This is a genomic window from Gordonia polyisoprenivorans NBRC 16320 = JCM 10675, from assembly GCF_000241325.1.
GTDB lineage: Bacteria > Actinomycetota > Actinomycetes > Mycobacteriales > Mycobacteriaceae > Gordonia > Gordonia polyisoprenivorans.
This window is the reverse complement of sequence record NZ_BAEI01000092.1, coordinates 71,531-91,304: the sequence shown is the minus strand read 5'-3', so window position 1 is coordinate 91,304 and position 19,774 is coordinate 71,531. Positions and strand designations below refer to the sequence as shown.

Genomic DNA, 19,774 nt, shown 5'->3' with positions numbered 1-19,774 from the left:
GTTCTGTCATGGGCGCACCCCCACACCCCGAACCGACCTCGAATCCACCAGCTCCTCGTCCCGTCGACCCCGACAGCCCGGCTCCACGGCCCCTGCATCTGCAGCCGGGAGCGCTCGCGCTGGTCTTTCTCGGCGGTATTGCCGGTACCGGGATGCGTTACCTGCTCGAGGAGTTGTTCCCGGCCCACGGAACCGGTTGGCCGTGGGCCACATTCGGCATCAACCTCAGCGGTTCCCTCGTCTTGGGCGCGCTGCTCGAGGTACTCGCCCTGGCCGGGCCGGACGAGGGATGGCGACGACGCGTTCGGGTGCTCGTCGGCACCGGATTCTGCGGTTCGTACACCACCTATAGCTCCTTCGCCCTGGAAACCGCTCAACTCGGACACCACGGCGCGCCGGGCACCGCGATCGCGTACGCAGCAGTCAGCGTGGTCGGCGGAATCCTGTGCGCCTGGGCCGGTATCGCGCTCGCCGGTGCCGCTCTACGGGGCCGGGGAGGTGAGGTCGCATGACGGTGATCGCGATCCTGCTGGCGGGTGCCCTCGGCGCGGTCGCCCGGTTCGTCGTCGACGGCAACATCAAACGATGGCGATCGACGACGTTTCCGTGGGCCACGGTCGTCATCAACGTGACCGGGTCGTTGGTGTTGGGAATGCTCGCCGGGCTGGTGATCTCGCACGGGGCGCCGACCGGGTTGCAAGCCGTCGTCGGGACCGGATTCTGTGGCGGATACACGACATTCAGCACCGCATCGGTGGAGACGATTCGGCTCGCCCAGCAGCGGCACGGAATGCTCGCGATGGCCAACGCGGTCGGCTCGGTGGTCGCCTCGGTGACCGCATGTGCAGCCGGGCTGGCCCTGATGTGGGCGATCTGAGGAGCGCGATGAGCAACAACGACCGAAACCGCTATTCCCACCACCGAGGTTCCCACAACCGAGGTTCCCACAACCGAAATTCCGAGGACCGAGGTTCCGAGGACACCGGGCCGCTGCGTCGACGACGTCACGGGCCCACGCCGTCGGTGACCGCACGAACCGCGCTGGTCGGCGGCCGACCTGCTCGCAGCGGTCGCCGACGAGTATTCGGCACTGCTCGTGGCGATCGGCAGCCCGCGCGGGGGACTGATGTCGGTGCTCGATTCGGCGCTCGGACAATCCGTCGCGCACCGGATGATCGGCCGGCGCGAGGTACCGCTGCTCGTGGTCCCCGCCGACACCGAGGTCGGCGAACCGCAGGATTGAAGGAGTGCCCATGACCACCACCATCGACGTGCCGACGCTGTATCGGGACCTGCACCGCCACCCCGAACTCGCCTTCACCGAGACACGCACGGCCGGTATCGCCGCCGCCCACCTGCGCGCCGCGGGATACGTGGTGGCCGAGGGGATCGGCGGAACCGGGGTCGTCGGAGTACTGACACGCGGAGCGGGCCCGACGGTTCTGTTGCGCGCCGACATGGACGCCCTGCCCGTGCAGGAACAGACCGGACTCGACTACGCCAGCACCGCGGTCGGCACCCACGCCGACGGGACGAGCACCCCGTTGATGCACGCCTGCGGCCATGACGTCCACACCAGTTGCCTGATCGGCGCGGCCTACGACCTCGCCGCCGACGCCACGTGGCGCGGATGCCTGATCCTGGTGTTCCAACCCGCAGAAGAGCTCGGCAGCGGGGCGCGCGCCATGGTCGACGACGACCTCTTCGGCCGATTCGGCACGCCGGATGTGGTTCTCGGACAACATGTCGCGCCGCTGCCGGCCGGGCTGCTCGGTGTTCACGACGGGGTCTCGTTTGCCGCGGCCGACAGCGTGTCGGTGGTGTTGCACGGCGTCGGCGGGCACGGCTCACGCCCGGAGACGACGATCGACCCGGTCGTCATGGCGTCCTCCTTGGTCATGCGTCTGCAGACCATCGTGTCGAGGACCCTGCCGCCCACGGAGACCGCGGTGGTGACGGTCGGATCGCTGCACGCGGGCACAGCTCCCAACATCATCGCCGACCGCGCCGAACTCGCGGTGAGCGTACGCAGTTTCGACCCGGACGTACGCGAGACCGTCCTCGAACGCATTCGCGTTCTCGCGCAAGCGGAGACGATGGCTGCCGGCGGCCGTCGTGACCCGGAGATCCGGATCGCCGAGTCGTTCCCGGCGCTGGTCAACGATCCCGGCGCGTGTGACACGGTACGGAAGGCGTTCTCGGACGTTCCCGGGGTGATGGTGGTCGATCCCGGAGTGGTGACCGGCAGCGAGGACGTCGGTCACTTCGCCCATGCGGCCGACGCGCCCTGTGCGTACTGGCTGCTGGGCGGCGCCGATCCGGCGTTGTTCGCCGGTGCCGGCAGCGTCGAGGAGATCGCGGCGGTGGTCGCCGGGCTGCCGTCCAATCACTCGCCGCAATTCGCACCGGTGATCCAACCGACCCTCTCGCACGGGGTCAGCGCACTCGTCGCCGCAGCCCTCGCATGGCTGCGGCCCACCACCTGACCGCCCGGCAGTTGCGGGAAGCCCGCAGGGCAGGAACTCGTGAGGTCAGGAAACCGCTGGGCAGGTGTGAGGCGATCTGGGAGCATGGCGACATGGAGATCACCACCGAAGAACAGTTGCGCGCGATCGTCGGTCATCCCATCGAGATGGTGGTCAAGAAGGTCAAGTCCGCGCTCGAGCCGGTGCACGTCGAGTGGCTGGCAGCCTCGCCGATGCTGTTCGTGGCCACCTCCGACGAGCAGGGCCGGATGGACGTCTCACCCAAGGGTGATCCGCCCGGCAAGGTGGTGCACGTCCTCGACGAGCACACCATCGTCATCCCCGAACGTCCCGGCAACAAACGCGTCGACGGTTACCTCAACATCCTGCGCAATCCGCACGTGGGAACCATCGCCATCATCCCGGGACGCGGGGACACGTTGCGGGTCAACGGGACCGCACGCATCGTCGACGGCGCCGACGACGACAGCGGCGGCACCTATTTCGATGAGCTCGCCGTCAAGGGTCGCCGACCGATCCTGGCGCTGGAGATCACCGTGGAGGAGGTGTTCTTCCACTGCGCCAAGGCTTTCCTGCGGTCGGATCTGTGGCGGCCGGAGACGTGGCATCCCGACGACCTGCCGAGCACCGCGCAGATGACCAAGAAACTCATGCCCGAACTCGACGAGGTGGCCCTGCAGGAGCGCTATGCCGAGAGCAATTACCGAAAGTTGTTGTACTGAGCGCATTCCCGGGATTCTTCACCGGTATCCGGGAGCACGGGGTGTACGGTCCGAGCGCGCGGTGCGCAGCAGTGGCAGAGCCCGATAGGGCACGATCTCCGACAGCACGACGATGCTGATGGAGCGCGCGACCGACGGTGACCGGCCGATCTCGAGCAAGGTCTCCTGCAAATCCTTGTGCGAGGCGGCCGCGACCCGGCACAGCACATCACTGGCACCGGTGGTGGCGAACGCCTCGAGTACACCGGGAATCGCCGACAACGCCGCGGTGACGGTACTCAGCTCACCCTGCACCGTTTCGAGCTGGACGAAGCACTGGACGTCGAAACCGGCGGCCGCGACATCGAGATGCGGGTGATATCCGGCGATGATCCCGGCGTCCTCGAGCTTCGCCAGGCGGGACTGCACGGTGGCGCGCGCCACCCGGATCCGCCGCGACGTTTCGAGAACCCCGATCTGCGGGTCCCGATGCAGCGACTCGAGCAGCGCGAAATCGATGTCGTCGAGCTGAACTCCGTCCATTGCGTGCCCTTCCAGCTGGTCGAGATGACCAGTTGCGGCCAGTCTAGGGGTCGTCGACCGCTCAGGCAGTGGTTCGCATGAGGTAGCGCCAGGGCGTGATCTCGGTGCTCAGCGGCATCGGCACGACGACCACCGTCGGCACATCGCGGCCCGCGGCGGCGGTGATCGCCGCTTCGAGCTCCTCCGGTGACTCGGCCCGAACCCCTTGTGCGCCATACGCGGTGGCGACGGCGGCGAAATCGGGATTGTGCAGATCCGCGCCGACGGCGTGGCCGTAGCGGCGGATCTGATCGGCCTTGACGTTGCCGAAGGCCGCGTTGTCGAAGACGACCACCACGACGCCGAGCCGATACTGGACCGCGGTGGCCAGCTCGGCGATCGCGAACTGGAAGCCACCGTCACCGGTCACCGAGACGACCACGGAATCACGATGAGCCGCCTTGACTCCCAAAGCCGTGGGAAAGCCGTACCCCAGGGTGCTCTGGTGCCCGGTGGTGATGAAGTGGCGGGGCGCGCCGACCGGAAAGCCGAAGCACGCGGCGAAACCCATCTGCGACACCTCGTCGACGAGATAACCGTCGGTGGGTACCGCTCGCCGGATCGCCGCGAGATGATCGGCGTGTGGCTGCAGCCACTCGGTGATCTCACTGCGCGTCCGGCGTTTGATCGCGGCGAATTCGGTTGTGCGGTCGACTCGTTGCCGCCCGCCGGCATTCAGGCGGTCGACCAGATCGGCGGTCGCGTCCCGGGCGTCGGCGGTGATCGCCACCGTCGGATGCAGCCGGGTGTGGACGGCCGGATCGATGTCGATGACCACGCGGGGAACGTCGACGTCCGGGGTCGGCCAGCGGAACCAGAGCAGCTCGGCGCGGGACCCGACGATGATCACCAGATCGGTGTCGGGCCAGCGGGCGAGGCCGTCGGCACAGGTGAAGCCGTAGGGTGACGAGTCGCCGACGACGCCCTTGCCGCCGCGGAAGGCCACCACCGGCGCGCCACAGGTCTCGGCCAGCGCCCGTACCTGCGGGCCGGCCTCCCGGGCGCCGCCACCGACGAGGATCATCGGCGCGCGTGCCGTGGCGATGAGTGCGGCTGCGGCGTCGATGTCGCGCGAATCGACTGCAGGACGGGAGATCTCGAGCGGAGCCACATCGTCGACGCGTACCTGCCGGGGTAGCACGTCCCACGGTGTGGCGATTGCCGTCGGGCCCGGCCGGCCCTGGAGCGCTGTCCGAATCGATACCGCCAGAACGGTTGCGGCGTTCTCGGGATCGAGCAGCAGCTCGGCGTGTTTGGTGACGCCGCGCAGGGTGGCGAGTTGATCGGGCATCTCGTGGACGTGGCCGAAACCCCGTCCGAGGTAGTCCGAGGGGATCTCGCCGGTGAGGGCGAGTACCGGTGTGCTGGTGCCCATCGCGGTGAGCAGGCCGGCCGAGGCGTTGAGGATTCCGGGCCCGGGCACCACCGAGCACACCCCGAGGCGTCCGGTGGACTGTGCATACCCCAATGCCATGTAGGCGCAAGTCTGCTCGTGACGCGGCGTGATCAGGTCGATGGTGTCCGAGGCGTTGCCGAGCGCCTCGAACAACGGGTAGGTCTGGACCCCGGGGATGCCGAACACTGTGTCGACGCCGTGTGCGACGAGCCCGTCGACGAGTACCTCCGCAGTGGTGCGCGGGGTGGCGATCGGGTGTCGCGTCTCGGTGATCGGGTGGCTGCTCGGTGCGGTGATGGTCATCGGTGGCGTCCTTCCGCTCGAACCCTGATGCGCTGGAGACAGATGCGCTGGAGACAGATGTGCTGCAGACAGATGTGCTGCAGACAACGGTGTGTTCGAGGTAACAACGCCACGTGGAGGCGGTCAACAGTGGTGGCGACAACTGGCGATCCTGTGCAGATCGAGCAGCATCACCGCCTCTGATCTATACAACCTGCCGGGTCCCGGGCGGGCATGCTCATCGATGCTGCGCCGACAACGCGAACGAGGGATCGTAGAGGTCGGTGGGTGTTCCGGTGATGAGGTCGGCGGCGATCTGCCCGTAGACGGGGGCGAACTTGAAACCACGCCCGGAGAACGCGGTGAGCAGCAGCATCCCGGTGTCGGCGTCGAGATCCACCAGCGGTAGATCGCCGGGAGTACACAGCTCGTGGTGCATCGAGTACTTCACCGGTTCGGGATTGAGGTCGGGAAGGAAGTTCGCGGCCCAACTGCCGATCCGGGTGAGGTCGGCGCGACTGAACTCGGGCACCTCGTCGGGGGAGCCGATGGCGGGCCAGAGGGGCTCGGTCGCGACCTTGATGCTGTACGAGTCGTGGCTGGGGGTGCCGTAGAGGTGTACCCCGTCCTCGTCGCGGATGAAGACCGGGAAGCGCTCCGGGGTGAACATCTGCGGGTGGCGGGGCATGAACCAGGTCAGCGACAGCGGGATGATCGAGAGGAATCCCTTGAGATCCGGGCGCAGGCGGGTCGTCCACGATCCGGTCGCCACGACGACCTTGTCGCAGGCGATCGTGCCGTGATCGGTGATGATCTGCAGACGTCCGCCCGCCTCATCGAAGTCGATCACCTCGGTGTTCGTGAGTACCTGCGCACCATGGGATTTCGCGGTCTCCACGGCGGCCATCACGCTCGCTTCCGGATAGAGGCTGCCGGCGCGGTGATCGAGGACGGCGACGGTGTGGTCGTCGACGCGGTGTTGCGGGTAGCGCGAGCGCAGTGCGGCCGCGTCGAGGATCTCGTGCGGGAGGTCGAACTGTTCGGCCGACGCGATCGACTTGAGCAGTCCGCCGGAGCCCGCGTCGCCGATCTGCAGGGCGCCGCACTCGTCGTAGAGGTGCCGGCCCGAGTCGTGCTCCAACTCGAACCACAGCTCACGCGCGCGGGCGAGCATCGGGACGAAGCGCGGACCCTCGTGCACGGCCGATCGGAACAGGCGTGAATCACCGGCATACGAGCCGCGGGCGTGCCCGATCCCGAATTGTTCGACGCCGATGGTGCGTACGCCTCGTTTGGCCAACTGCCACAGCGCCATTGATCCTGCCGAACCCAGGCCGATGACGACGACGTCGGTCTCCATGATGTGAATGTCCTTCGGGTAGAGGATGACTCAGGCCAGGGCCGGTGAGTCCCAGAGGTTGAGGATGGTGCCGATGCCCTTGGCGACGGCGTTGCGATAGATGACGGTGCCCCAGGCGACATCCTCGACGGGCATCCCGCCGACCGAGAACACGACGATCTCGTCGTCGGAGCGGCGCCCGACGGCGTCGCCTGCGGCGACGGCACCGAGATCCACGAGGTCGTCGGCGGCCATTGCACCGTCATGGATCATGTCCATGAACTTGCATCCGATGATCGGGATGGTGTGGTGCGACGGGTGCCCGGTCTCCTCGGCCCATGCTTCGTAGAGGCGGACGTTGTCGACCACCTTGCGGACATCGGGTGTCTGCATGCCGGCGTCGATGTTGCAGGGGGCGGGCATGCTCAGGAAAGCACCCGGTTTCACGTCCTCGCGGCGGATCGTGGGATAGGTGGCGGGATCGCCGGTGACCCCGGTCGTGCAGAAGGTGACGATGTCGGAATCGTGGACGGCCTCGCCGAGCGTCTCGACCTCCAGAATCGTGGTGATCTGCGGGAATTCGTCGCGCACCCAGGCGGTGAAGGCGTCGATACTGCTCCGGCTGCGGCCCTTGATCTTGAGGGTGTCGATCATCGGGCAGGTGGCGACGAACGCCGACAACGACGTGCGGGCCATCACTCCGGGACCGACGATGCCGACCACCCGCGAGTCCGGGGGCGCCAGGTGGCGCGCGCCGACTCCGGGGACCGCGCCGGTCCGATACGCCGACAACAGGTTCGCCGACATCAGCGCCAGCGGCGCGCCGGTGTCGGTGTCGTTGAGCATGAACATCAGGATCGAGCGCGGTAAGCCCTTGTCGCGGTTGGCGACATTGGAGCCGTACCACTTCATGCCGCTGGTACCGAAGCTGCCGCCGAGGTAGGCGGGCATCGCCATGAACCGGCGGTCGGCGGTGTTGGCGGGCATGCCCTCGAACGGCGACTCGTCGGGGAAGGTGATCATCGCACCGTGTGAGTCGCTGTTGGGGCCGGCCATGCGGTAATCGCCCTTGTGTAGCAACACGAAGGTCTCCTCCATGGCGTCGACGCAGGCGGGCATGTCGGTGACCCCGGCGGCGATCATGTCGGGTTCGGAGAGATAGCGGAAGTCGATCCGGGTGGTCATCGGGCGGTCCTCGGTGGTGATCTGGTGCAGGGCAGGGGGTTTCGACACCATCGGCGTGGTCGCTGTCGTGTTCACGATTGCTGTCTCACTCACGGTGGCGCCCCATCTCGGCGTAGAGCTGCGGTGAGCGTGAGCGGAGCACCAGGGAGGCACCCGCCCCGAGGACCGCGGCGACGAGCAGCAGGGCCGGGAGCAGCCAGACGAGGATTCCGCCCGAACTGATGAGCAGCCCGAAGTTGGCGATGGCGTACCACAGGATCGCGATCAGGGCGATACCGGCCACCAGCGGAGCAACCAAGGTGCGCAACAGGTTCCGTTCGAGGTCGCGGTGGCGCAGGAAGAAGGCGACCACGGCGAACGACGACGCGGCCATCAAGGCGATCACGCCGAGCGTGCCGAGGTTGGTCAGCCAGGTGAACAGTGCCAGCACCGGGTCCTGGCCGGCGAGGGCGAAGATCGCGACCACGATCACCGCGACGGTGGTCTGGGCCACCGACCCGACGTGCGGGCTCTGATGCGTGCGGTGGGTGCGACCGGCCTGCTCGGGCAGCAGTCCCTCGCGTCCGAGCGCATAGGTGTAGCGGGCGACGGCGTTGTGGAAGGCCAGCACCGCGGCGAACACGCTGGTGATGAACAGCAGTCGCATGATGGTGGTGAACCAGGAGCCGATGTAGGAGTTAGAGAGATCGAACAGGAACGTCGTCGGGTCGGCCAGTTTCGCGATGTAGCCGGGGATGTTGCCCACCCCCGCACCGTTGACCATCAGGAACGTGACGGCGGTGTAGACCACGCCGATGGTGATCACGGCGAGGAACGTCGCCCGCGGCACCGTGCGCTTGGGGTCCTTGGCTTCCTCGCTGTAGATGGCGGTGGCCTCGAAACCAACGAAGGACGCGAAGCAGAACAGCAAGGCGATCGGTAGCGAGCCGGACGTGAGGGAGCTCGGCGTGAGCGGGGTGACGCTCAGCGACGTCGTCCCGAAATCGCCGCCCTTGACCGCGATGACGATCGCCAGCACGATCACCACCAGGAACTCCGCGGCCACCAGCACCGAGAGCACCTTCACCGACAGATCGATCTGGCGATAGCCGAGCACCGCGACGATGGCGATGCCGATCAGGACGAACACCCACCAGTCGATGGACACCCCGAATTCGTCGCTGACGAATCCGGTGACCGCGGCGCCGAACAGACCCCACAGGCCGATCTGCATCGCGTTGTAACTGAGCAGCGCGAGATAGGCTGCCGCCCCACCGAATTGCTGGCGCAGACCACGGGTCACGTAGGAGTAGAACGCGCCGGTGCTGGTGTGGTGGCGGGCCATGGTGGTGTAGCCGACGGCGAAGACGAGCAGGGTGAGTACGGCGACGATGTAGGCGCCGGGCACGCCGGGGCCGTTGCCCAGCAGCATGGCCACGGGCGCACCGCCGGCCATCGCGGTCAGCGGTGCCGCGGCGGAGATCACGAAGAACGTGACCCCGAAAACGCCGAGGCTGCCGCGCCGGAGTTGATGTTGTTCTCGGGTGGATGTGGTGGAGGTCGCGGCGGGGCTCGGCGCCGGGTGCTCGGTGGTCATGGGAACTCCAGGGAGATCGGGGTGGGAGAGATCGAAAGGTCAGCCGTGGCAGGGGGAGTCGTCGGTGGCGGCGCTGTCTGAGGTGTCGCAGGAGGATGAGGTGTTGCAGGAGGCACTCGAGGCGGGGACGTCGAGGGTGGGGTTGCGGTCGAAGAAGCCGACCGGTTTGAGGGTGAAGCCGGTGTAGTCGACGGGCATGATGGGCCAGTCCTCCGGGCGCGGATAATGCGTGAGACCGAAGGTGTGCCACACGACGATGTCGGTGTTCTCGACGCTGCGGTCACCGTGCACGAACGCGGGTAGGCCCGAGCCCCCGGGGTGCTGGTTCACCAGATCGCCTGCGGCATAGAGCTCGTCGGCGTCGAACGGTGTCACCCACAGATGTTTGGTGGCGAATGCGGCGCGACGGGCGATCGACGATCCGTCGTCGGCCAGCAGGGTCTGGCGGCCCTCCGGGAGCAACGCATAGGCGACCGGATGGCCGAGTCGGTTCCGCATCCCGGGGTTGGTGACGTGCCAGACCCGGCCGACGGTGTTGTCGGCGTCACGTTGCGCCTCGGATTCGGTGCGCAGCAACGTCTTCGACAGGGTGAAGGCGTTGCCGTGCGGATTGCCGTCTCCCATCGGGACCCGGACGCTCTGCAGTTCCTCGACACTGTTGGCATCGTCGTCGACCATCATGTCGAGCCGGGCGCTGAACAGGTGCTGGTGATACGGAGCGCCGAGTCCGGGGGCGATCTGCGAGGAGTACGGGTACTCGTCGCCGGGGTAGGCGGAGGTGAACACGATTCCCGTTGCCTTGACCTCGAATTGGATCGTCCCGTCGAGGTAGAGGTACCAGAAGAAGCCGTAGTCGTAATTGCCGATGGTGGTGAAGAACGAGATGACCAGACGCCGTTGTCTGCGGGTCTCGTGGGAGCCGGCCCACAGGTCGGTGTGCTTCCAGAGGATGCCGTAATCCTCCTCGTGCATGCACACCGCGTTTCGCAGCGTGTGCGGGGCGCCGCTCTCGTCGGCGATGACCGCATCGAAGTAGGTGATGTCGCCGACGCAGTCGCAACCGAGTTCGAGGGCATTGGCGTAACGCCCGACGAGGTATTCGCCGGTGTCGAAGTAGTTCTGCCACGAACGCACCGGCGACGGATCGCCGTAGGGCACAACCATCTCCGCGATCGACGCGCGGTGGATGATCGGACGCACCCGACCGCCGTCGGTGAAGCCGATCTGATGCAGGACGAGACCTTCGCGGGCGTCGAAACCGACTCGCAGACTCCACTTCTCCCACTCGACGAGGTTTCCGGTGACGGCGAAGCTCGGACCCTGCGGTTGGGTGATGGCGATGGGCTTCTGCGTCGTGCGCAGCGGGCCGGTGACCTCGGGATCGGCGAAGTTGCCGGACTCCTGCGGGATCGGCACCACGCCCAGGTCGAGGATCTGCAGGACCTCTCGTGCCGTGACGTCGACGAAGGCGACCAACCCGTCGATCGGGTGTGCCCACGGGTGGTCGGTGGGCTCGGGCTGCCAGAAGGCCAGTCCCCGCAGGATGCGACGGCCCTCCTCACCCGGATAGTCGAAGACGCCCGCCGAGAGGGGTGCGACGCGGACCTGCGCCACATCGAGGTCGCGGGTGGCGAGCGCTGCCAGCCATCGCTCGTCGGTGGCGAGGACCTCCTCGACGAGCCCGAACTCCTCGTCGAGCACGGGCACCTGACCATCCACGGCGGTGTCGAGTACGCGGTGCGACACCACGTCTCGGTCGGTGACGTCGACAACGGCGTCGAGGGATTCGGACGTGGTGGGGTCGAGCAGCAGCACCCGGAAGCGTCGGTGCGCCGACACGGGCGCGTCGCGGTACAGCTGCGCCTTCGCGGGTTCCACGAGCCCGACATAGGCGAAGCGGCTCGTATCGCTGACGAGTTCGGCCGCCCTCAGGATCGCGGTGACATCGTCGATCTCCGCGGCGGTGGGCATGGACAGGGGATGGTCCACGGTGTCAGGACTGACGGCCATCGGTGTCTCCGTTCAAGATGGTGTGCCGCAACCGGAATCGTTTTTCCTACGGTTGTAGGAAATAGTAGGCACGAGTTGTTTCCGGTGTGTGCGTTTTGTGTTACGTACCCTGTAACGGGCGTGGATCCGGCGCGGGATGCGCCGAACGAGGCGGACGGTGGTGAGGCCACCAGGAGGTGAGGGCGGACGTGCCCAAGGTGGTCGATCACGACGAGCGGCGCCGGGAGATCATCGCCGTGGTGTGGCGGTTGATCGCGTCCCGGGGGATCAGCGCGGTGAGTATGCGCATGATCGCCGAGGAGGCCGGCTACGCGAACGGGGTGCTGGGCTATTACTTCGCGAACAAGGACGAGGTGATCCGGCGGGCCTACGAGCACGTCTCGCTGGCCACCAACGATCGCGTGGCGCGGTTGATGGGCGACGCGCGGGGTCTCGACGCGCTGCGCATCCTGTGTGGCGAGATCATGCCCCGCACCGAGGAGGCCCTGCTCGAGGCGCGGATCGCCACGACGCTGTGGGAGCACGCCATGTATGACCCGGTGATGAAGAAGGTCAACGCCGAGTCGTGGCAGATGTGGCGTACGCAGATGGTCGGGTTTCTCGACCAGGCGGTGTCCGACGGCGAACTGGCGTCGGCGGACACCGCACTGGCCGCCGACACCCTGCTGACCCTGTTGATGGGGATGCAGGTGATGGCCGTGCTCACACCCGAGTCGTTACCGCCCGCCCGGCAGGACGAGATGTTCGAGCGATGGCTCGAGGAGTTGCGCACTGCTGGGTAGGCGGCGGACATGTCAGGCGAACGGGTGGGTGCCGGCACCGAGCGGGCAGGCAGCATCGGTGTCGGTGTCGGCGCGGGTGGTCACACCGACTCCTTGGCACGTGCGGATGTGTTGGCGGGCAGCAGGTTGCGGGCGAAGAAGTCCGCGAGCTCCGCACGGGCGGAGAGCGGGAGAACGTGCGCCACATACTGATCCGGGCGCACCACGACGACGGCTCCGCGGCGGTCGATGCCACGCTCGGCGAAGATGTCGACGTGCGGGTCGGTCGCGTAGACCTTCTCGTAGTCGGTGATCTGGAACGGTCCCACCTTGGGCAGAAAGATCTTCGGCACCGCGTTGAGGTCGACGCGGGTGTGATCGTGCTGGTAGATCACCTTGACGTCGAACACCGAGTCGAGGTCGGCGCCGGCGGGGGTATGACGCACCACCGGTGACTCCGGATCGGTGGCCAGCCAGGTGGCCCAGTCGTCGAGAGCCGACACATCGGGTGCGGCGTTGTTCATGCCGGCGGACGGATCGGCGGCGAACGCGTAGATCCGCCAGCGCCCGTCGGCTCGGTGGTGATGGCCCAGCTGGACCGGATTGGCATCGCCGACGCGGACCACGGGCGCGGATTTGAACCGTTTGCCGATCGGGAAGCCGGTCGCGAGATCCTGGTGGGTGGCGTCGGCGATGATCATCGACGGCGAGTACTGCGTCATGAAACCGGCCGGGAATTCGGCGGTCTTGACGTAGAAGTCCTCCAGCTCCGACGGTGAGTCGAACTCCTCGGGACGTTTGGCCATCATCGACGACCATTCGCGGTCGAAGTCGATCAGGTTCTGCGCAATCACCTGCCGCTCGGCCGAATACGTGCTCAGCAGTTCCTCCGGCGCACGACCGGAGAGCACGTGACCGAGCTTCCAACCGATGTTGAAGCCGTCCTGCATCGAGACGTTCATGCCCTGTCCCGCCTTGGCGCTGTGGGTGTGGCACGCATCGCCGGTGATGAACACCCGCGGGGTGCGGGTGCCGATCTGCTCGACGTCGACGTCGTCAAACCGATCGGTGACCCGGTGACCGACCTCGTAGACACTATGCCAGGCAACGTTTTTCACGTCGAGGGTGTAGGGATGCAGGATCTCGTTGGCCTGTCGGATGATCTCGGTGATGCTCGTCGTGCGAATCCTGCCGTTGTCGTCGGCGGGGACCTCGCCGAGATCGACGTACATGCGGAACAGGAAACCGCCCTCGCGGGGGATGTGCAGGATGGACCCGCCGGAGCCGGACTGGATCGCGCACTTGGTACGGATATCGGGGAAGTCGGTGTCGGCCAGCACATCCATCACACCCCAGGCGTGAAAGGCCTTGTCGCCGTGTGGTGTGCAGCCGATCGCGTCACGCACGCGACTGTGCGCGCCGTCGGAACCGACGACGTACTTCGCGCGCACCGTGCGCGTCTGGCCGTCCTGTTCGCCCGCGGTGTGGCGCAGGGTCACCGTCACCGGGTACTGCTCACCCTGGGTGATCTCGAGGCCGACGAACTCGTAGCCGAAGTCCGGCGTCATCCGGGTCGGCGCGTTGGCCATCGACTCGGCGAAGTAGTCCAGGACTCGGGCCTGATTGACGATCAGGTGTGGGAACTCCGAGATGCCGGCCGCATCGTCGGGGGTGCGCGCGGCGCGCACGATTCGTGACGGATCGTTGGGATCGGGCTTCCAGAACGCCATCTCGGTGATCCGGTAGGCCTCGGCGATGATCGATTCGGCGAAACCGAACGCCTGGAAGGTCTCCACGCTGCGCGCCTGGATGCCGTCGGCCTGCCCGATCGCCAGTCGTCCCGGCCTGCGTTCGACGATGCGGGTGGTGACGTCGGGGAACTGGGCGAGTTGCGCGGCGGTGATCATGCCGGCGGGACCGGTGCCGACGATGAGGACGTCGACCTCATCGGGGAGTTCGTCGGGCCGGTCGAGGCCGGTCCCCGCGGCGGGTTGGACCCGCGGGTCGGTGGACACATAGCCGTGGTGATGGAACTGCATTGTCTAGGCCCTCGCCATTCCTCGGATGGGACTGATGGATTGTTGTGCTTCGTGGTCGGGGCCGAGCGGGATTCCGGTACGGTCCCGAAGCGTCAGTGTGGCAACAAGACTGATGGCGGCCATGATCGCGAGGTAGATGACGATCGAGGTCGTGGTGCCGGTGGCGCGCATGAGTGCCGCGGCGATCGTGGGCGCGAACGCACCACCGATGATGGCGCCGATCGCGTAGGAGATCGAGACGCCGGAGAACCGGATCGACGCCGGGAAGAGCTCGGCGTAGAGGGCGGCCTGGGGGCCGTAGGTGAAGCCGAGGCCGACGGTCAGCAGGGCCAGGCCGCAGAACATCAGCCACACGTTGCCCGTGTCGACGAGCGGGAACAGTGGGAGCAGCGCCGCCAGCAGCAGGACCCAGCCGATCAGGTAGGTGGAGCGGCGGCCGATGCGATCACTGACGCGAGCCCCGATCAGGGTGAACAGCAGCCAGGTGGCCGCCGACCCGGCGACCGCGAGCAGCACCGGACCGCGCGACAGGCCGACCGGACCGTCGGGATTGGTGGCATAACTCTGCAGGTATCCGCCGGTGGTCATGTACCCGACGGCGCTGTTGCCGGCGAAGACGAGTGCGGCGACGAGCACCAGTCCGGCGTGCTTGCGGAACAGCTCGACGATCGGGGTCTTGGTCTCCTCACGGCGTTCGGCGATTTCGAGGAACACCGGACTCTCCTCGACGCGGCGACGGATGAAGTGACCGATGAGGATCAGGACGAACGACAGCAGGAACGGGATGCGCCACCCCCACGTCTCGAAAGAGTCGCCGGGGGCGAGGACGGCCATCAGGGCCATCACTCCGGAGGCCAGCAGCATGCCCAGCGGCACCCCGACCTGCGGGGAGGCGCCGAAGACACCGCGTTTGCGGTCCGGGGCGTGCTCGACGGCCATCAACACCGCACCGCCCCATTCGCCGCCGGCCGAGATGCCCTGCAGGATGCGCAGGGTGATCAGCAGGATCGGTGCCGCGATGCCGATGGCGGCATAGGTGGGCAGAAGCCCGACCAGGGTGGTTGCCACGCCCATCAGGGCCAGGGTCACCATCAGGACCACGCGCCGACCGTAGCGGTCACCGTAGTGTCCGGCCAGGAATGCACCGAGCGGGCGGAACAGGAAGCTGATGCCGACCGTGAGGAACGACAGGATGGTCGCGACCCCGGGGCCTGCGGGCTTGAAGAACAATTCGCCGAAGACCAGGCCCGCGGCCACCGCGTAGACGAAGAAGTCGTACCACTCGACGGTGGTGCCGACGACGGTGGCGAAAACCACTCGGCGACGATCCTTTTCGGTCACCACCACGGCCGGTGATGCGGTTCGGGGAGGGGCGTTCATGGGGGCTCCTTCTCTGGCATTCCCGGTGTTCGGTGAGATGCCCGGTGCGGCAGTCGGTGCGGCGAGGGCCAGGGGGGTCGCCCGCGCGGGGCGTCCTGGTGGCCGGGGCCACGGTCTCGAGTCGCTGCGATCTGGATCACTTGCGCTCTGTGTCTCAGACCATATACGATCTCGTATATCGCTCGCAAGATACGTTTTCATATACGATCCTGCCGACGGAGAGGACATCCGTGACGACCGACCAGCACCAGCCCGCGCACCGGGACGGTTCCGCAGTATCGGGTTCTGCAGTATCGGGTTCCGCGGCATCGGTGGCCGTACCCGCCATCGGCACACCCGGCAAGATCATCGCGGTCCATCTCAGCTACACCTCGCGTGCGCAGCAGCGCGGGCGGCGACCGGCACAGCCGTCGTACTTCTTCAAGCCCTCGAGTTCGGTGGCGGCGACCGGCGGTACCGTCGAGCGACCGCTCGGCACCGAGTTGCTCGCCTTCGAAGGGGAGGTGGCGCTGGTCATCGGAACCCCGGCCCGCCGGGTCGGCCTCGCGCAGGCGTGGGATCACGTCGCCGCCGTCACCGCCGCCAACGACCTCGGACTCTACGACCTGCGGGCGGCCGACAAGGGCTCCAACGTCCGGTCCAAGGGTGGCGACGGATTCACCCCGCTCGGCCCGGACCTCATCGACGCCCGCGCGGTGGACCCGAACGCGATCCGCATTCGTACCTGGGTGAACGGTCGCCTGGCGCAAGATGATTCGACGGCGGGAATGTTCTTCTCGCCGGCCCAGATCGTCGCCGATCTCTCGCAGCATTTCACCCTCGAACGCGGCGATGTGATCCTCACCGGCACCCCGGCCGGCTCCTCGGTCATCGGTCCCGGAGATGTCGTCGAGGTCGAGGTCGACGTTCCCGGCGGGCCGACCTCCGGTCGGCTCGTCACCACAGTGGTGCAGGGCGACAACGGATTCGACGCCGACCTCGGGTCGCTGCCGGCCGTCGACGACACCCAGCGCGCCGAGGCGTGGGGCTCGGCGCAGGCGGCCGGACTACCGGCACCCGCCGGGCCGGTCCTCACCGACGAGTTGCGCGAGAAACTGACGCGAGTGCCGGTCGCCGGTCTGTCCGGACAACTACGCAAGCGCGGCCTCGACAACGTCTCCATCGACGGCGTGCGCGCGCAGACCCGAGGAACCAAGATCGTCGGCACCGCCAAGACCCTGCGCTTCGTGCCCAACCGTGAAGACCTGTTCGACTCCCACGGCGGAGGATACAACGCGCAGAAACAGACCTTCGACGCCGTCGGCCCGGGTGAGGTGATCGTCATCGAGGCGCGCGGCGAGACCGGATCGGGCACCCTCGGTGACATCCTGGCGATCCGCGCGAAAACCCTTGGCGCCGAGGGCATCGTCACCGACGGCGGGGTACGCGACTACGCCGCGGTCGCCGAGATCGGTCTACCGGTGTTCACCGCCGGACCGCATCCGGCGGTCCTCGGCCGCAAGCACGTGCCCTGGGATCACGACCTGACCATCGCGTGCGGCGGTGCCACGATCCAACCCGGCGACATCATCGTCGGTGACGACGACGGCGTGATCGTCATCCCGCCGGCCATCGCCGCCGAGGTCGCCGACGCCGCGCTCGCCCAGGAGGAGCAGGACGCCTGGGTGGCCGAGCAGGTCGCGGCCGGACACCCGGTCGACGGACTGTTCCCGCCCAACGCGCAGTGGAAAGCCCGCTATCTCGAATGGAAGGCGAATCGATGAGTGAGCAACCCGGCCAGGGTAATCCGAGCCGCAGCAAGTCGCAGATCGCCTACCACTGGATCAAGGAGCGCATCGCGCGACAGGAGTACACGCCCGGCTACCGGCTGGTGTTGAGCACCATCGCCAAGAGCCTGGACATGAGCGTGGTACCGGTGCGCGAGGCGATCCGCCAACTCGAGGCCGAGGGCCTGGTCACCTTCGAGACCAACGTCGGCGCCCAGGTGTCGATGGTCGACGACTCGCAGTATCGCGAGAGCATGCAGGCGTTGTCGATCCTGGAGGGTGCGGCCACCGCGCTGGCCGCCCGTCGGCTCAGCGAGGACGATCTGCGCAAGGCGCGCGACATCAACGAGCGCATGATCGAATCGCTTGGTCACTTCGATCCGGGTCTGTTCACCGCGCTGAACCAGGAGTTCCACGCGACCCTGTTCTCCAAGTGCACCAACCCGCGGATGGTCACCCTCGTCGAAGCCGAATGGGCCCGACTCGGGCACCTGCGCGCCTCGACGTTCTCCTTCGTGCCCGGCCGGGCACAGGAGTCGGTCCGTGAACACGAGAACATCGTGCGGCTCATCGAGATCGGTGCGCCGCTCGGCGAGATCGAGAAGGTCGCGCGGCGTCACCGCGCGGCCACCCTCGACGCCTACCTGGTCCACGAACACCCCGACGAAACCCTGGGCCTACCGGCCTTCTAGTTCTTCCCGGTCCATATCCGGACCCCCGACCCCCCGAAACGGAGAAACCATGACGAACACGGTGAGCTCACCGGTGACCGGTCACGTCCCGGCCGATTTGCCCCCGCGCATCCAGCATTACATCGGCGGAGCGTTCGTCGACTCGGTCGACGGCGACACCTTCGATGTCCTCGACCCGGTGTCGAACGAGACCTATGTGCAGGCCGCTGCCGGCAAGAAGTCCGACATCGATCTGGCCGTGGCCGCCGCACGTGCCGCCTTCACCGACGGCCCGTGGCCGACGATGCTGCCGCGCGAACGTGCGCGGGTACTGCACCGGATCGCCGACATCGTCGAATCCCGTGATGCGCGGCTGGCTGAACTGGAGTCCTTCGATTCCGGGCTGCCGATCACCCAGGCCCTCGGTCAGGCCCGCCGCGCCGCGGAGAACTTCCGGTTCTTTGCCGACCTGATCGTCGCCCAGTCCGACGACACCTACAAGGTGCCCGGTAGGCAGATCAACTACGTCAATCGCAAGCCGATCGGCGTCGCCGGTCTGATCACCCCGTGGAACACCCCGTTCATGCTCGAGTCGTGGAAGCTCGGTCCCGCGCTGGCCACCGGAAACACCGTGGTGCTCAAGCCCGCCGAGTTCACACCGCTCTCGGCGTCGTTGTGGGCCGGCATCTTCGAGGAGGCAGGACTGCCGCAGGGCGTGTTCAACCTCGTCAACGGATTGGGTGAGGACGCCGGTGACGCATTGGTGAAACACCCTGAGGTGCCGTTGATCTCGTTCACCGGCGAAAGTCGCACCGGGCAGCTCATCTTCGGCAACGCGGCCCCGTACCTCAAGGGCCTGTCCATGGAACTGGGCGGTAAGAGTCCGGCGGTGGTCTTCGCCGACGCCGACCTCGACGCCGCGATCGACGCCACCATCTTCGGTGTGTTCTCCCTCAACGGTGAGCGCTGCACCGCAGGCAGTCGCATCCTCGTCGAGCGCTCGGTCTACGACGAGTTCGTGGAACGGTATGCGGCACAGGCCAAACGGGTCGTCGTCGGATATCCGCACGAGAAGACCACCGAGGTTGGTGCGCTCGTGCACCCCGAGCACTACGAGAAGGTGATGAGCTACGTCGAACTCGGCAAGTCCGAGGGACGCCTCGTCGCCGGTGGTGGTCGGCCGGAGGGCTTCGACACCGGCAACTTCGTGGCCCCCACCGTGTTCGCCGACGTCGCCCCCGATGCGCGGATCTTCCAGGAGGAGATCTTCGGTCCGGTCGTCGCGATCACCCCATTCGACTCCGACGAGGAAGCTCTCGCGCTGGCCAACGGCGTGAAATACGGTCTGGCCGCCTACATCTGGACCAATGACCTCAAGCGGGCCCACAACTTCTCGCAGGCCGTGGAGGCCGGCATGGTGTGGCTCAACTCGAACAACGTCCGCGATCTGCGCACCCCGTTCGGTGGTGTCAAGGCCTCCGGCCTCGGCCACGAGGGCGGCTACCGCTCGATTGACTTCTACACCGATCAGCAGGCCGTGCACATCACCCTCGGCAAGGTCCACAACCCGACCTTCGGCAAGCAGTAATCCCCACCGCAC

The 19,774-nt window shown here is 67.1% G+C and carries 17 protein-coding genes; 9 read left to right on the top strand and 8 right to left on the bottom strand.

Annotated elements, in window-relative coordinates; genetic code table 11:
- Nucleotides 1-8 precede the first annotated feature (8 nt).
- From crcB (GOPIP_RS26245) to GOPIP_RS26225, 5 genes are all read left to right on the top strand, one after another.
- Nucleotides 9-512, top strand: coding sequence for a fluoride efflux transporter CrcB (crcB, locus tag GOPIP_RS26245; protein WP_006372904.1), 504 nt, complete (start codon nt 9-11; stop codon nt 510-512).
- Entirely contained in the window at nt 509-877 is a 369-nt protein-coding gene (gene crcB / locus GOPIP_RS26240) for a fluoride efflux transporter CrcB (RefSeq protein WP_006372903.1), read from the top strand. The genes crcB (GOPIP_RS26245) and crcB (GOPIP_RS26240) overlap by 4 nt, the downstream gene beginning before the upstream one ends.
- A gap of 219 nt (nt 878-1,096) precedes the next feature.
- Nucleotides 1,097-1,243 (top strand): hypothetical protein, encoded by a 147-nt coding sequence (locus GOPIP_RS29220; protein WP_020170594.1) that lies wholly within the window; start codon nt 1,097-1,099, stop codon nt 1,241-1,243.
- A gap of 10 nt (nt 1,244-1,253) precedes the next feature.
- Nucleotides 1,254-2,486 carry an amidohydrolase gene (locus GOPIP_RS26230; protein WP_006372902.1) on the top strand — a complete coding sequence of 411 codons (1,233 nt, stop codon included), beginning with the start codon at nt 1,254-1,256 and terminating at the stop codon, nt 2,484-2,486.
- 92 nt (nt 2,487-2,578) lie between these two features.
- Entirely contained in the window at nt 2,579-3,208 is a 630-nt protein-coding gene (locus GOPIP_RS26225; RefSeq protein ID WP_006372901.1) for a pyridoxamine 5'-phosphate oxidase family protein, read from the top strand.
- Nucleotides 3,209-3,226: 18 nt separating this feature from the next.
- Here the strand turns inward: GOPIP_RS26225 and GOPIP_RS26220 are convergent, their stop codons facing one another.
- The 6 genes from GOPIP_RS26220 to GOPIP_RS26195 form a co-directional block, all read right to left on the bottom strand.
- Nucleotides 3,227-3,730, bottom strand: coding sequence for an Lrp/AsnC family transcriptional regulator (locus GOPIP_RS26220; RefSeq protein WP_006372900.1), 504 nt, complete (start codon nt 3,728-3,730; stop codon nt 3,227-3,229).
- Nucleotides 3,731-3,791: 61 nt separating this feature from the next.
- Complete coding sequence (locus tag GOPIP_RS26215; RefSeq protein WP_006372899.1) at nt 3,792-5,468, bottom strand: thiamine pyrophosphate-dependent enzyme; 1,677 nt, start codon at nt 5,466-5,468, stop codon at nt 3,792-3,794.
- Nucleotides 5,469-5,685: 217 nt separating this feature from the next.
- On the bottom strand, nt 5,686-6,807 hold the full coding sequence (solA, locus tag GOPIP_RS26210; protein WP_006372898.1) for an N-methyl-L-tryptophan oxidase: 1,122 nt from the start codon (nt 6,805-6,807) through the stop codon (nt 5,686-5,688).
- A 30-nt stretch (nt 6,808-6,837) separates the two neighbouring features.
- Nucleotides 6,838-8,022: an ornithine cyclodeaminase family protein gene (locus GOPIP_RS26205; RefSeq protein WP_006372897.1), complete on the bottom strand. Its 1,185-nt coding sequence runs from the start codon at nt 8,020-8,022 to the stop codon at nt 6,838-6,840.
- A 34-nt stretch (nt 8,023-8,056) separates the two neighbouring features.
- The gene (locus GOPIP_RS26200) at nt 8,057-9,547 is read right to left on the bottom strand and encodes an APC family permease (protein ID WP_006372896.1); all 1,491 of its coding nucleotides are present in this window, start codon (nt 9,545-9,547) and stop codon (nt 8,057-8,059) included.
- A gap of 39 nt (nt 9,548-9,586) precedes the next feature.
- Nucleotides 9,587-11,557, bottom strand: a complete 1,971-nt coding sequence (locus GOPIP_RS26195; RefSeq protein WP_006372895.1) for a primary-amine oxidase — start codon at nt 11,555-11,557, stop codon at nt 9,587-9,589.
- Between the two features lie 188 nt (nt 11,558-11,745).
- On the opposite strand from GOPIP_RS26195, the gene GOPIP_RS26190 reads away from it, so the two are divergent.
- Nucleotides 11,746-12,339, top strand: a complete 594-nt coding sequence (locus GOPIP_RS26190; RefSeq protein ID WP_006372894.1) for a TetR/AcrR family transcriptional regulator — start codon at nt 11,746-11,748, stop codon at nt 12,337-12,339.
- Nucleotides 12,340-12,419: 80 nt separating this feature from the next.
- Here GOPIP_RS26190 and GOPIP_RS26185 read toward each other — a convergent pair whose 3' ends face one another.
- Both GOPIP_RS26185 and GOPIP_RS26180 read right to left on the bottom strand, forming a co-directional pair.
- Nucleotides 12,420-14,357: an FAD-binding monooxygenase gene (locus GOPIP_RS26185; RefSeq protein ID WP_006372893.1), complete on the bottom strand. Its 1,938-nt coding sequence runs from the start codon at nt 14,355-14,357 to the stop codon at nt 12,420-12,422.
- 3 nt (nt 14,358-14,360) lie between these two features.
- Entirely contained in the window at nt 14,361-15,674 is a 1,314-nt protein-coding gene (locus tag GOPIP_RS26180) for an MFS transporter (protein ID WP_006372892.1), read from the bottom strand.
- Nucleotides 15,675-16,048: 374 nt separating this feature from the next.
- Between GOPIP_RS26180 and GOPIP_RS26175 the strand changes: the two genes are divergently transcribed.
- Genes GOPIP_RS26175 through hpaE form a run of 3 tightly spaced genes read left to right on the top strand, consistent with a single transcriptional unit; the run spans nt 16,049 to nt 19,762 of the window.
- Nucleotides 16,049-17,500 (top strand): fumarylacetoacetate hydrolase family protein, encoded by a 1,452-nt coding sequence (locus GOPIP_RS26175; protein WP_035728898.1) that lies wholly within the window; start codon nt 16,049-16,051, stop codon nt 17,498-17,500.
- Complete coding sequence (locus GOPIP_RS26170) at nt 17,497-18,195, top strand: GntR family transcriptional regulator (RefSeq protein WP_006372890.1); 699 nt, start codon at nt 17,497-17,499, stop codon at nt 18,193-18,195. Before GOPIP_RS26175 ends, GOPIP_RS26170 begins: the two co-directional genes overlap by 4 nt.
- A gap of 49 nt (nt 18,196-18,244) precedes the next feature.
- The gene (hpaE, locus tag GOPIP_RS26165) at nt 18,245-19,762 is read left to right on the top strand and encodes a 5-carboxymethyl-2-hydroxymuconate semialdehyde dehydrogenase (protein WP_006372889.1); all 1,518 of its coding nucleotides are present in this window, start codon (nt 18,245-18,247) and stop codon (nt 19,760-19,762) included.
- Nucleotides 19,763-19,774 lie beyond the last annotated feature (12 nt).

Excerpts from the sequence above, each read along its gene's own strand:
- GOPIP_RS26225 (WP_006372901.1), top strand. The coding sequence starts at position 2,579 with ATGGAGATCACCACCGAAGAACAGTTGCGCGCGATCGTCGGTCATCCC.
- crcB (WP_006372904.1), top strand. The coding sequence starts at position 9 with ATGGGCGCACCCCCACACCCCGAACCGACCTCGAATCCACCAGCTCCT.
- GOPIP_RS26200 (WP_006372896.1), bottom strand. The coding sequence starts at position 9,547 with ATGACCACCGAGCACCCGGCGCCGAGCCCCGCCGCGACCTCCACCACA.
- GOPIP_RS26220 (WP_006372900.1), bottom strand. The coding sequence starts at position 3,730 with ATGGACGGAGTTCAGCTCGACGACATCGATTTCGCGCTGCTCGAGTCG.
- solA (WP_006372898.1), bottom strand. The coding sequence starts at position 6,807 with ATGGAGACCGACGTCGTCGTCATCGGCCTGGGTTCGGCAGGATCAATG.
- GOPIP_RS26185 (WP_006372893.1), bottom strand. The coding sequence starts at position 14,357 with ATGCAGTTCCATCACCACGGCTATGTGTCCACCGACCCGCGGGTCCAA.
- GOPIP_RS26170 (WP_006372890.1), top strand. The coding sequence starts at position 17,497 with ATGAGTGAGCAACCCGGCCAGGGTAATCCGAGCCGCAGCAAGTCGCAG.
- GOPIP_RS26205 (WP_006372897.1), bottom strand. The coding sequence starts at position 8,022 with ATGGTGTCGAAACCCCCTGCCCTGCACCAGATCACCACCGAGGACCGC.
- crcB (WP_006372903.1), top strand. The coding sequence starts at position 509 with ATGACGGTGATCGCGATCCTGCTGGCGGGTGCCCTCGGCGCGGTCGCC.
- GOPIP_RS26195 (WP_006372895.1), bottom strand. The coding sequence starts at position 11,557 with ATGGCCGTCAGTCCTGACACCGTGGACCATCCCCTGTCCATGCCCACC.
- GOPIP_RS26215 (WP_006372899.1), bottom strand. The coding sequence starts at position 5,468 with ATGACCATCACCGCACCGAGCAGCCACCCGATCACCGAGACGCGACAC.
- hpaE (WP_006372889.1), top strand. The coding sequence starts at position 18,245 with ATGACGAACACGGTGAGCTCACCGGTGACCGGTCACGTCCCGGCCGAT.
- GOPIP_RS26230 (WP_006372902.1), top strand. The coding sequence starts at position 1,254 with ATGACCACCACCATCGACGTGCCGACGCTGTATCGGGACCTGCACCGC.